General features: G+C 74.0%; 12 protein-coding genes. 9 read left to right on the top strand and 3 right to left on the bottom strand.

Features of this window, described 5'->3' with window-relative positions:
* Positions 1-390 precede the first annotated feature (390 nt).
* Entirely contained in the window at positions 391-1,533 is a 1,143-nt protein-coding gene (locus AC51EU_RS20595) for a glycosyltransferase family 4 protein (protein WP_496268483.1), read from the top strand.
* Between the two features lie 18 nt (positions 1,534-1,551).
* Here the strand turns inward: AC51EU_RS20595 and AC51EU_RS20590 are convergent, their stop codons facing one another.
* Positions 1,552-3,348, bottom strand: a complete 1,797-nt coding sequence (locus tag AC51EU_RS20590; RefSeq protein WP_496268482.1) for an AMP-dependent synthetase/ligase — start codon at positions 3,346-3,348, stop codon at positions 1,552-1,554.
* A gap of 326 nt (positions 3,349-3,674) precedes the next feature.
* Between AC51EU_RS20590 and AC51EU_RS20585 the strand changes: the two genes are divergently transcribed.
* The 6 genes from AC51EU_RS20585 (at position 3,675) to AC51EU_RS20560 (ending at position 8,627) form a co-directional block, all read left to right on the top strand.
* Positions 3,675-4,454 (top strand): metallophosphoesterase family protein, encoded by a 780-nt coding sequence (locus AC51EU_RS20585; protein WP_496268481.1) that lies wholly within the window; start codon positions 3,675-3,677, stop codon positions 4,452-4,454.
* A 133-nt stretch (positions 4,455-4,587) separates the two neighbouring features.
* The gene (locus AC51EU_RS20580; protein WP_496268480.1) at positions 4,588-5,052 is read left to right on the top strand and encodes an SRPBCC family protein; all 465 of its coding nucleotides are present in this window, start codon (positions 4,588-4,590) and stop codon (positions 5,050-5,052) included.
* Between the two features lie 2 nt (positions 5,053-5,054).
* Entirely contained in the window at positions 5,055-6,260 is a 1,206-nt protein-coding gene (locus AC51EU_RS20575; RefSeq protein WP_496268479.1) for an ArsA family ATPase, read from the top strand.
* 103 nt (positions 6,261-6,363) lie between these two features.
* Positions 6,364-6,846: a DUF5304 domain-containing protein gene (locus AC51EU_RS20570; RefSeq protein ID WP_496268478.1), complete on the top strand. Its 483-nt coding sequence runs from the start codon at positions 6,364-6,366 to the stop codon at positions 6,844-6,846.
* 66 nt (positions 6,847-6,912) lie between these two features.
* A complete protein-coding gene (locus tag AC51EU_RS20565; RefSeq protein WP_496268477.1) occupies positions 6,913-7,854 on the top strand; it encodes an ROK family glucokinase in 942 nt (313 codons plus the stop codon).
* A gap of 5 nt (positions 7,855-7,859) precedes the next feature.
* Positions 7,860-8,627: an endonuclease/exonuclease/phosphatase family protein gene (locus tag AC51EU_RS20560; RefSeq protein ID WP_496268476.1), complete on the top strand. Its 768-nt coding sequence runs from the start codon at positions 7,860-7,862 to the stop codon at positions 8,625-8,627.
* Positions 8,628-8,645: 18 nt separating this feature from the next.
* Here AC51EU_RS20560 and AC51EU_RS20555 read toward each other — a convergent pair whose 3' ends face one another.
* Together AC51EU_RS20555 and AC51EU_RS20550 are read right to left on the bottom strand one after the other, a co-directional pair.
* Positions 8,646-9,176, bottom strand: a complete 531-nt coding sequence (locus AC51EU_RS20555) for a hypothetical protein (RefSeq protein WP_496268475.1) — start codon at positions 9,174-9,176, stop codon at positions 8,646-8,648.
* Positions 9,163-9,972, bottom strand: coding sequence for an alpha/beta hydrolase (locus AC51EU_RS20550; RefSeq protein WP_496268474.1), 810 nt, complete (start codon positions 9,970-9,972; stop codon positions 9,163-9,165). The genes AC51EU_RS20555 and AC51EU_RS20550 overlap by 14 nt, the downstream gene beginning before the upstream one ends.
* 159 nt (positions 9,973-10,131) lie before the next feature.
* Between AC51EU_RS20550 and AC51EU_RS20545 the strand changes: the two genes are divergently transcribed.
* Together AC51EU_RS20545 and AC51EU_RS20540 are read left to right on the top strand one after the other, a co-directional pair.
* Positions 10,132-10,908 (top strand): lysophospholipid acyltransferase family protein, encoded by a 777-nt coding sequence (locus tag AC51EU_RS20545; protein ID WP_496268484.1) that lies wholly within the window; start codon positions 10,132-10,134, stop codon positions 10,906-10,908.
* 130 nt (positions 10,909-11,038) lie between these two features.
* On the top strand, positions 11,039-11,704 hold a 666-nt coding region (locus tag AC51EU_RS20540), incomplete at its 3' end, for a DUF5931 domain-containing protein (protein WP_496268473.1).

Below are 11,704 nucleotides of genomic sequence, written 5' to 3'. Positions count from 1 at the left end.
ACCACCGGCGGCCCGCCGCCCGCACCGACCGGGTCGACACCGCCCTGCGCGCCCAACTCGGCGTCTCACTCGCCGAGTTCACCCAGCGCTGGCGGTCCTACCTCGCCCTGCGGCTGGGCTGAGTACACCTGGGGGCTGCCGCGGAGGTCCCGCCTGCCTCGCGGCGTCCGGCACGCACGCTCTCCGCGTTGCCGGGCCCGTCCCGGTACGACCGGTACCGGGACGACCCTCCGCCGTGCGATCGCACGCACCGGACGCCGCGACGTCCGCAACAGGCCCTCAGCGCGCCAACGCCCGGACGCCCCCGGGCACCGACCCGGTACTGTCGGCGGCGGGCCCGGACGACCGGGCGAGCCCGACCCCGCCGAGAGCGACCGCCGAGAGACCAGCGTGCACAAGACCCTCATCGTCACGAACGACTTCCCGCCCCGCCCCGGCGGCATCCAGTCCTTTCTGCACAGCATGGCGCTGCGCCTGGACCCGTCGCAGGTCGTCGTCTACGCCTCGACCTGGAAGCGGGGCGCGGAGGGCGCGGCGGCCACCGCGGCCTTCGACGCCGAGCAGCCGTTCCCGGTGGTCCGCGACCGTACGACGATGCTGCTGCCCACCCCCCGGGTGACCCGGCGTGCCGCCGGGCTGCTGCGGGAGCACGGCTGCTCCTCCGTCTGGTTCGGCGCGGCCGCACCGCTCGGCCTGATGGCGCCCGCGCTGCGCGCGGCCGGCGCCCGCCGGATCGTCGCCACCACCCACGGCCACGAGGCGGGCTGGGCCCAGCTCCCGGCCTCCCGGCAGCTGCTGCGCCGCATCGGCGAGGGCACCGACACCCTCACCTACCTCGGCGAGTACACCCGCTCCCGGATCGCCGGGGCGCTCGGCCCCCGGGCCGCGGCGCGGATGGTCCAGCTGCCGCCGGGCGTCGACGAGAAGACCTTCCACCCCGGCTCGGGCGGCGACGCGGTGCGGGCCCGGCTCGGGCTCGGCGGCCGCCCGGTCGTGGTGTGCGTCTCCCGGCTGGTGGCGCGCAAGGGCCAGGACACCCTGATCGAGGCGATGCCGCAGATCCTGGCGCGGGTCCCGGACGCGGTGCTGCTGATCGTCGGCGGCGGCCCGTACGAGAGCACCCTCCAGGCGCTGGCCGTGGAGAAGGGCGTCGCGGACGCGGTGCGGTTCACCGGCGCCGTGCCGTGGGAGGAGCTGCCGGCGCACTTCGGGGCGGGCGACGTCTTCGCGATGCCGTGCCGCACCCGCCGCGGCGGCCTCGACGTCGAGGGCCTGGGCATCGTCTACCTGGAGGCGTCCGCGACCGGGCTGCCCGTGGTGGCCGGCGACTCCGGTGGTGCCCCGGACGCGGTGCTCGACGGCGAGACCGGCTGGGTCGTCCCGGGCGGTTCGCCCACCGTGACGGCCGAGCGGATCACCGCCCTGCTTCAGGACCCGGAGCTGCGCGCCCGGATGGGCCGCCGCGGCCGGGCCTGGGTGGAGGAGAAGTGGCGCTGGGACCTGCTGGCGGAGCGGCTGAGGCAGCTGCTCTGAGTGCTCCGTCACCCCGCGTCAGTTCCGGTACAGCGCCTCGATCTCCTCGGCGAAGTCCTTCGCCACGACGCCGCGCTTGAGCTTCAGCGACGGGGTGACGTGCCCGGACTCCTCGGTGAACTGGTTCGGCAGGACGCGGAACTTGCGGACCGACTCGGCCTTGGAGACCGCGGCGTTGCCGTCGTCGACCGCCCGCTGCACGGCGGCCAGCAGCTCCGGGTCGTCCCGGAGTTCGGCCGCGGTGACGTCCCGGGGCCGGCCGTGCTCTGTGGCCCAGCGCGGCAGGAACTCCTGGTCGAGGGTGATCAGGGCGCCGACGAACGGGCGGCCGTCGCCGACGACCATGCATTCGGCGATCAGCGCATGGGCCCGGATGCGGTCCTCGATGACGGCCGGGGCGACGTTCTTGCCGCCCGCGGTGACCAGGATCTCCTTCTTGCGGCCGGTGATGGTGAGGTAGCCCTCCTCGTCGAGGGTGCCGAGGTCACCGGTGTGGAACCAGCCGTCGGAGAGCGCGTCGGCGGTCGCGGTCTCGTTGTTCCAGTACGAGGTGAACAGGTGCTCGCCGTGGAGCAGCACCTCGCCGTCGTCCGCGATCCGGATCACCGAGCCGGGCAGCGGCTGGCCGACGGTGCCGATCTTCTGCCGGTCCCAGGGGTTGAACGCGGTCGCCGCGCAGGACTCCGTCAGGCCGTAGCCCTCCAGGGCGAAGAAGCCGATGCCGCGGTAGAAGTGGCCGAGGCGTTCGCCGAGGGGGGCGCCGCCGGAGATGGCGTGGGTGGCGCGGCCGCCGAGGACGGCGCGCAGCTTGCCGTAGACGAGTCGGTCGAAGATCTTGTGCAGCAGTTTCTGGCCGAAGGACGGGCCGGAAGGGGTGTCCAGCGCCCGGCTGTAGGCGACGGCGGTGTCGGCGGCCTTGTCGAAGATCTTGCCCTTGCCGTCGGCCTGCGCGGTGGCGCGCGCCGCGTTGTAGACCTTCTCGAAGACCCGCGGTACGCCGAGGAGCAGCGTCGGCCGGAACGAGGCGAGGTCGTCGGTGAGGTGCTTGATGTCGGGGGCGTGACCGAGCTTGATCGGCGCCATCACCGACGCGACCTGCACCAGCCGGCCCAGGACGTGGGCGACGGGGAGGAAGAGGAGGACGGAGGAGTCGCCGGTGCGGAAGAGGGGCTTGAGACGTTCGACGACGTTGCCGCACTCGGCGAAGAAGCTGCGGTGGGTGAGGACACAGCCCTTGGGGCGGCCGGTGGTGCCCGAGGTGTAGACGATGGTGGCGGGGGTGTCGGCGTCGGCCAGCGCGCTGCGGGCGTCCACCTCGTCGTCGGTGATGCCCTCGCCGGCCGTGGTGAGGCGGGCGACGGCGTCCCGTTCGATCTGCCAGACGTGCGCCAGCGCGGGCAGCCGGTCGCGGACCGACGCGACGGCGTCGGCGTGCGCGTCGCTCTCGACGAGGCAGGCCACGGCGCCGGAGTCGCCGAGTATCCACTGGATCTGCTCGGGGGAGCTGGTCTCGTACACGGGGACGGTGATGGCGCCCGCGCTCCAGATCGCGAAGTCCAGCAGCGTCCACTCGTAGCGGGTGCGCGACATCAGGCCGACGCGGTCGCCGGGGGAGATGCCGGCCGCCATCAGGCCCTTGGCGGCGGCGCGGACCTCGGTGAGGAACTGCGTCGCGGTGACGTCCTGCCACTGACCGTCCACCTTGCGGCCCACGACCGCGACATCGGGGTGCTGCGCGGCGTTGCGGCGGATGAGATCCGTCAGGTTCCCGTCCGCGGGGACCTCGTAAAGGGCCGGAAGGCTGAACTCGCGCAAGACTGCTGCTCCTCAGTGGCGCCGGTGCCACGACGCTGTGTGGTGCACCGGTTGCGGTCCATGATCAGGCAGGAAGTGGACTGCCCGGACGTTACCCACCGGTATGAGATTGGGATAGGGGTGCTCAGTTGTTCGATGCGTCACACGCCGAAAGGCGCGTCCCGGACTGCCCCGTCGCAGTCCCGTACGCGACCGGTGGCACGAAGCAGGGTCCACGCCCCGCACCACCGGTCAGACCCTAGACCAGCCTCTCGGTGACCCGAAAGTAACCACGGACCGGGCACACGGCCTCCCGCGCGTCACCCGGACGGCCGTAGGGTGACGCCATGCGTCTGCACGTGGTCAGTGATGTACACGGGAACAGCCGGGACCTCGCCCGCGCCGGCACCGGGGCCGACGCCCTGATCTGCCTCGGCGACCTCGTCCTCTTCCTCGACTACGCCGACCACGGCCGCGGCATCTTCCCCGACCTCTTCGGCGCCGACAACGCCCGCCGCTTCATCGCGCTGCGCACCGCCCGCCGCTTCGACGAGGCCAAGGCCCTCGGCCGCCGCCTGTGGGAGGAGGCCGCCGAGCGCTCCGGCACCGGCCGCCGCGAACTGATCGAGGCCGCCGTCCGCAAGCAGTACGCCGAACTCTTCGCCGCCTTCCCCACCCCCACGTACGCCACCTACGGCAATGTCGACGTCCCGCACCTGTGGACGGAGTTCGCCCGCCCCGGCACCACCGTCCTCGACGGCGACCGCGCCGAGATCGGCGGCCGGGTCTTCGGCTTCGTCGGCGGCGGCCTCACCTCACCGATGCGCACCCCCTACGAGATCTCCGACGAGGAGTACGCCGCCAAGATCGAGGCGATCGGCGAGGTCGACGTGCTGTGCACCCACATCCCGCCGGACGTCCCCGAACTCTGCTACGACACCGTCGCCCGCCGCTTCGAACGCGGCAGCCCGGCCCTGCTGCACGCCATCCGCGCCACCCGCCCCCGCTACGCCCTCTTCGGCCACGTCCACCAGCCGCTCGCCGCGCGGATGCGCGTCGGCCGCACCGAGTGCGTCAACGTCGGCCACTTCCGCGCGACCGGGAAGCCCTACGTCCTGGAATGGTGATCCACCGGGGCCCGTGGGTGCGCGCCGTACCGCGTGCGACCGCGCGGTAGCCTTCAGCGGCAGGGACACCGTGTTCTCAGCACGCCGGCCGGCGGCGGAAATCGGCATGAATCGGCATGGAGGAAAGACGGCGATGGCCGAACACACCAGCTCTAGCATCACGATCGAGGCGGCACCCGCCGAAGTGATGGCGGTGATCGCCGACTTCGACCGCTACCCGCAGTGGACCGGGGAGGTCAAGGAGGCCGAGGTGCTGGCCAAGGACGACCGGGGCCGCGCCGCCCAGGTCCGGCTGCTGCTGGACGCCGGGGCCATCAAGGACGACCACACCCTCGCCTACACCTGGACCGGTGACGACGAGGTCAGCTGGTCGCTGGTCAAGTCCCAGATGCTGCGCGCCCTCGACGGCTCCTACCGGCTCGCCCCGCTCCGCGGCGGCGCCGCCACCGAGGTGACCTACCGCCTCACCGTCGACGTCAAGATCCCCATGCTCGGGATGATCAAGCGCAAGGCCGAGAAGGTCATCATCGACCGCGCCCTGGCCGGCCTGAAGAAGCGCGTGGAGAGCGGTCCCGCCGACGAGGCCGAGAAGCACTGAGCGTGCGCACCGTCCTCGTCACGGGCCAGGGCGGCGCCGGCCGCACCACACTGGCCGCCGCCACCGCCCTGGCCGCCGCCCGCGACGGCGCCCGCGTCCTGCTGCTCACCACCGGCAACGGCGCCGCGCACGAGGTGCTCGGCACCCGCGTCGGCGGCACGCCCACCGCGCTGGCCACCGGCCTGGACGTCCGCGCCCTCGATCCGGGCGACCGCTTCCGCCAGGAGTTCCTGGCCTTCCAGGACCGCGCGGGCGCCGTCCTCGACCTGCTGGGCGCCACCCCCTTCGACGAGGACGAGCTGACCGAACTGCCCGGCTCCGACGCGTTCGCGCTGCTCCACGCCCTGCGCGCGGCGCACGAGGCCGGCCGCTGGGACACCGTCGTCGCCGACCTGCCCCCCGCCGAGGAAACGATCCGGCTCCTCGCCCTGCCCGCCCAGGCGCGCCGCTACCTGCGCCGGCTGCTGCCCCCGGAACGCCAGGCCGCCCGCGCCCTGCGCCCCGTCCTCGCCCAGCTCGCCGGGGTCCCGCTGCCCGCCCAGAAGCTCTACGAGGCCGCCGACCGCTGGGAGCGGGAGCTCGCCGCCGTCCAGCGCGTCATCGACGCCCCCGGCACCACCGTCCGCCTGGTCACCGAGGCGGGCCCGGTCGCCGCCGCCGCGCTGCGCCCGGTGCGCGCCGGCCTCGCCCTGCACGGCCGCCGCACCGACGCCGTCCTCGTCAACAAACTGCTGCCCGCCGGCTCCGCCGACCCCTTCCTCACCGCGCTCCGTGAGAACCAGCGAACCGCCCTGGCGACGCTGTGCGAGGAGTTCCCCGGCGTCCCCGTCCACGAGGTGCCGCACCTGGGCCGCGACCCCCGCGGCACCGGCACACTCGCCGCCCTCCTCGACGGGCCCGCGGCGAGCGGGGCCATAGCCGGCGCGGCGGACGCCGCCGTACCGGCCGCCGACCCCTGGACCGTCGAGGACCACCTGGCCACCGACGGCCTGCTCGTCTGGCGGGTCCCCCTTCCCGGAGCGGAACGCGACGGGCTCGGCCTGGTCCGCCGCGGCGACGAGATCGTCGTCTCCGTCGGCCGCCACCGCCGCATCCGCACCCTGCCGTCCGCGCTGCGCCGCTGTACCGTCGCCGGGGCCGGGCTGCGCGACGGGGTGCTCAGCATCCGCTTCCGCCCCGATCCGGCGCTCTGGCCCGCGGGCGACTGAAGCCCGTACCACCGTTCGGGTACCGTCAGAGGTGGGTGACGGCCGCGGACCGGCCGTGCGGTCGCCGGGCGGCCGTCCGCCGCAGGAGTTGATGGAGTTCACGATGAGTGATGCCACCGAGCGCCCCACCGGCCACGGGGCCGGCCCCGACGCCGACGCCTGGGCCACGGCCTGCGCCGAGGACCTCGCCGCAGAGCGGGCCCGGCGCCGTGCCGAGTACGGCACACCGCCCGGCAGCGCGGCCGAGGAGCTGCGCAAGCTCGCCGAGGCGGTGAGCGACCGGCTCGCCGGCGTCCGGCTGCCCGCGGCGCTGGGCGGCATGGCCGCGCAGAGCGCCGTCAACGAGCTGTTCCGGCAGGCCAAGGCCGCCGTCGAGCCCGTCGTCGAGCGCCACCCCGACGTCTTCGACCACCTCGCGGCGGCCGGCTCCGAACTCCTCGCCGCCTACCGTTCCGCCGTCGCCGACAGTGAGGCCCGCTGGACCCGCGACCGGCCCGAGGACCACCCCGGCCAGGCCCCCGGCCACGGCGGCGACCCCCGCGACGACGGTGGTCCCACGGGCCCCGAGCGCATCGATCTCGACTGACTCTCGGTCTCTTCCCGCTCCGGTACGGTGTTCCACGGCGGGGTACGAGTGAAAACTGAGGGACACATGGGACTCACCATCGGCGTCGACATCGGCGGCACGAAGATCGCGGCCGGTGTGGTCGACGAAGCGGGTTCGATCCTTGAGACGTGCAAGGTAGCGACCCCCCTGGCCACCGACGCGCTGACCGAGGCCATCGCCGACGCGGTGCGCACCGTCGGCAGCGGCCACCGCGTCGAGGCCGTCGGCATCGGTGCCGCCGGCTATGTCGACGAGAAGCGGGCCACGGTCCTCTTCGCCCCCAACATCGACTGGCGCCACGAACCGCTCAAGGACAAGATCGAGCAGCGCGTCGGCCTTCCCGTCGTCGTCGAGAACGACGCCAACGCCGCGGCCTGGGGCGAGTACAAGTTCGGCGCGGGCAAGGGCCACAGCGACGTCATCTGCATCACGCTCGGCACCGGCCTGGGCGGCGGCATCATCATCGGCAACAAGCTGCGCCGCGGCCGCTTCGGCGTCGCCGCCGAGTTCGGCCACATCCGCGTCGTCCCCGACGGCCTGCTCTGCGGCTGCGGCAGCCAGGGCTGCTGGGAGCAGTACGCCTCCGGCCGCGCCCTGCTGCGCTACGCCCGCCAGCGCGCCTTCGCCACCCCCGAGAACGCCCAGCTGCTGCTCTCGCTCGGCGACGGCACCTCCGCGGGCATCGAGGGCCGCCACGTCAGCGAGGCCGCCCGCAAGGGCGACCCGGTCGCCGTCGACTCCTTCCGCGAGCTGGCCCGCTGGGCCGGCGCGGGCCTGGCCGACCTGGCGTCCCTCTTCGACCCGTCCGCCTTCATCGTCGGCGGCGGCGTCTCGGACGAGGGCGAGCTGGTCCTCGACCCGATCCGCAAGTCCTTCCGCCGCTGGCTGGTCGGCAACCAGTGGCGTCCGCACGCCCAGGTCCTCGCCGCCGAACTCGGCGGCAAGGCCGGCCTCGTCGGCGCCGCCGACCTCGCCCGCCAGGGCTGACACCGATGACCGCCGAGCACCCCGGACTCCCCGCGTCCGCCACCGGCGAGGACGGCGCCGCGGTCGTCCGGGTGCTCGGCTACAACGTCCGTTCGCTGCGGGACGACCCGGCCGCGCTGGCCCGGGTCGTCCGGGCCTGCGCCCCCGACCTCGTCCTGGTGCAGGAGGCGCCGCGGTTCTTCCGCTGGCGCAGGGCCGCCGAGCGGCTGGCCCGCGCCTGCGGCCTGGTGTACGTCACGGGCGGCGCCACCGCCGCCGGGCCGATGATCCTCTCCACTCTCCGCGTCCGTGCGGAGCGGGCCGAGGACGTCCTGCTGCCGCGCACCCCCGGCCTGCACCAGCGGGGCCTGGCCACCGCCGTCGTCCGCGTCGGCCGCGCCCGCTTCGGGGTGGTCAGCTGCCACCTCAGCCTCGACGCCCGCGAGCGCCGTGACCAGGCCCGGCTGCTGCTGGAGCGTCTGGCGGCGATGGACGTGCCGTACGCGGTCGTGGGCGGTGACCTCAACGAGCGGCCGGACGGCCGTGCCTTCCGGCTGCTCACGGACACCCTCACCGACGCCTGGGCGGCCCGCCCGTGGGGCGGCGAGCACACCTCGCCCTCCGGCGCCCCCCACCAGCGCATCGACGCGATCCTCACCACGGACGGCATCGACGTCCTGGGCTGCGGGGTCCCGCGCGCGCTGCCGGGCGTGTCGGACGCCGACCTGCGGGCGGCGACCGATCATCTGCCGGTGCTCGCGGCCCTGCGCGTCCCGGCGGCGGACGAGGGCTGACGGGGCGCCGCCCGGGGCTCAGACCACGGCGCCGCTGCCCGGCATCCCGTCGTCGTCCTCGTCGTCGTGCTTCATCCGGGCCACCAGCGTGCCGAAGCCGCCGAGGAAGCCGCCGACGCCCAGCACCGTGATCCACCACGTCACCGGCTGCTGGAGGAGCACCGTCAGCACCAGCAGCAGCGGCCCGCCGAGCACCGCGATCCAGGCGAACCGGGTCGTCACGTCGGCCTTCGGCAGCGGGGGCGGCTCGGGCGGGACGAAGTGCCCCTCATCGGTCTCGTCGAAGTCGTCGTCGGACGGCTCCGCCGCCTTCCAGTCCCGCGGCCCGACGCCGGGCGCGAAGACGACGGACCCCCCGAGCCGTCCGGTCCCCGGCGGCTTCGGCGCGTCCGGCTTCCCGGGGTCGCCGCCGTCCGCGCTCTCCCGCTCGTCCTTGCCGTCCGGGGGCGGGGGGATGTCCGGCTCCTTGCCGTAGCCCGCGACGATCTGCGCCCAGGCGGCCTCTTCGTCCAGCGGATCGCGGGGATCGCGCGGGCTACGCTCCGCCACGGTGCGCCGTCCCCTCCCCGGACGCGCTGCCCGCGAGGGCCGGCCCGGCCTCGGGGGCCAGCCGGGCGATGAAGGCGGCGGTGTCGCGGAAGATCTGCTCGGCGTCGTGGTCCAGCGTCGCCACGTGGTAGCTGCGCTCCAGCACCGTCCGGCCGACGTCCCGGGAGGAGACCCGGCTGAGGATGCGCTCGGAGTCCGTGGGCGGGACGACATGGTCCTGCGGGCTGGTCATCACCAGCAACGGCTGGGTGACGCGGGGGAGTTCGGAGTCCGTCAGCCGGAAGAACCGGCGCACCGAGTGCGCCGCGTGCAGCGGTACCCGGTCGTAGCCGGTCTCCCGCGCGCCCGGCTTGGCGATGTCGCTGGACAGCCCCTTGGACGACCGGACGACGTGCCGCAGCACCGGCAGCAGCGGGGCGGCCGCGTCGTGCACACCGTTGGCGGGGTTGACCACCACCACGCCGCTGATCGCGTCGCCGTGCAGCTCGGCGAGGCGCAGCGCGAGCGCGCCGCCCATCGACAGCCCGCAGACGAACACCTTGGTACAGCGCGCGGACAGCTCCCGCAGCGCGCGGTCGACCTCCGCGTACCAGTCCTGCCACGTGGTGACCTGCATGTCCTGCCACCGGGTGCCGTGCCCCGGCAGCAGCGGCAGGACGACCGTCAGCCCGCGATCGGCGAGATACTCGGCCCAGGGACGTACGGACTGGGGGGAGCCGGTGAAGCCGTGGCACACGAGGACGCCGACCTCTCCGCCGTCGTGGCGGAACGGCTCGGCTCCGGGAAGGAGCGGCACCGGGGGTCTCCGATCGGTGAGGGGCCTGGTGAGTTACTTCAGGGTACGCGGAGTGACGCCGCCCGGGTAGGCCGGGCGACGGCCGACGGGGCGGCCGTGCCGGGGCAGGTTAAGGTCTTTGCGTCACACACAGGAGGCAGTCGGTTGATCTACGGCGCAATGAAGTTTTCCCTCGGCGGGTCGCTCAAGCTCGCCTTCCGGCCCTGGGTCGAGGGCCTGGAGAACATCCCCGCCGAGGGTCCGGCGATCCTCGCGAGCAACCACCTGTCCTTCTCGGACTCCTTCTTCCTGCCCGCGGTGCTCGACCGCAAGGTGACCTTCATCGCGAAGTCGGAGTACTTCACCACGCCCGGCGTCAAAGGAAAGCTGACCGCGGCGTTCTTCAAGGGCGTCGGCCAGCTGCCCGTCGACCGCTCCGGGGCCCGGGGCGCCGGCGAGGCCGCGATCAAGAGCGGTATCGAGGTCCTGGCGCGCGGTGAACTCTTCGGCATCTACCCGGAGGGCACCCGCTCCCCGGACGGCCGGCTCTACCGGGGCAAGCCCGGCGGCCTGGCCCGGGTCGCGCTGGCCTCCGGCGCCCCGGTGATCCCGGTGGCGATGATCGACACCGAGAAGGTGCAGCCGCCCGGCAAGGTCGTACCGAAGATGATCCGTCCGGGCATCCGCATCGGCAGGCCGCTGGACTTCTCGCGGTACCAGGGCATGGAGGGGGACCGGTACATCCTGCGCTCGATCACCGACGAGGTGATGTACGAGATCATGAAGCTCTCGGGGCAGGAGTACGTCGACATCTACGCCACCGCCGCCAAGCGGCAGATCGCGGAGGCGGAGAAGAAGGCCGAGGCGGAGAAGAAGGCCGAGGCGGAGAAGACCGGCCGCACCAAGAAGGGCCGGGGCAAAAAGGGAACGGGCGGCAGGGCCGGGACCGGGGCGTAGACGCACCCGGCGAGGGGTGGGGACGTCGTTGGCGGACACGGATACGGACACGGACGGACGGGCGGACACGGGCGCGGGGGGCCGCGCGGCGGACGACGGCGGGCGCACCGGGCGGCCCCCCGTCCTGCGGATGTCCGTCGAACTCCCGCTGTGGCGGGCACTGACCGGCTACCGGGTGATGACGCTCTTCTACGTCCTCGCCCTGGTCGGCTTCTCGTACCGCAAGTACGAGCATCCGCTGGTCGCCGTCGGCTACACGGCCGCGCTCACCTGCTGGATGGCGCTGACCTGGCGGCGCACCACCTCGCCGGAGCGCTGCACCCGGCGCTTCCTCGTCCTCGACCTCGCCTTCGCGGTCGGCGGCATCCTGCTGACCCTGGTGGCCGACGGGCCCGAGCGCATCCTGGGCGGCGCGCCGACGCTGCCGTCGATATGGACGGCGGGCCCGGTCCTCGGCTTCGCGATCAAGGGGGGCTGGCGCTGGGCCGCGGCGGCCGCCACCGGCGTCGGCGTGGTCAATCTCGTCGAGCGGCAGGAACTGGCCGGCTCCACGATCCACAACATCGTCCTGGTGTGGGTGGCCAGCGTCGCCATCGGCTATGTCGTCGAGGTGGCCCGCGCCAGTGAGCGCACCCTGGCCCGCGCCCTCCAGATCGAGGCCGCGACCCGGGAGCGGGAGCGGCTGGCCCGCGACATCCACGACAGCGTCCTCCAGGTGCTGGCCATGGTGCAGCGGCGCGGCGCCGCGATCGGCGGCGAGGCGGCCGAGCTGGGCCGGATGGCGGGCGAACAGGAG

This window comes from Candidatus Streptomyces philanthi, assembly GCF_059553635.1.
This window is presented reverse-complemented; position numbering and strand designations above follow the sequence as displayed.

Bases quoted from the DNA above. Each gene is read 5' to 3' on its own strand.
- AC51EU_RS20585 (WP_496268481.1), top strand. From the start codon at position 3,675: ATGCGTCTGCACGTGGTCAGTGATGTACACGGGAACAGCCGGGACCTC.
- AC51EU_RS20580 (WP_496268480.1), top strand. From the start codon at position 4,588: ATGGCCGAACACACCAGCTCTAGCATCACGATCGAGGCGGCACCCGCC.
- AC51EU_RS20565 (WP_496268477.1), top strand. From the start codon at position 6,913: ATGGGACTCACCATCGGCGTCGACATCGGCGGCACGAAGATCGCGGCC.
- AC51EU_RS20560 (WP_496268476.1), top strand. From the start codon at position 7,860: ATGACCGCCGAGCACCCCGGACTCCCCGCGTCCGCCACCGGCGAGGAC.
- AC51EU_RS20570 (WP_496268478.1), top strand. From the start codon at position 6,364: ATGAGTGATGCCACCGAGCGCCCCACCGGCCACGGGGCCGGCCCCGAC.
- AC51EU_RS20545 (WP_496268484.1), top strand. From the start codon at position 10,132: ATGAAGTTTTCCCTCGGCGGGTCGCTCAAGCTCGCCTTCCGGCCCTGG.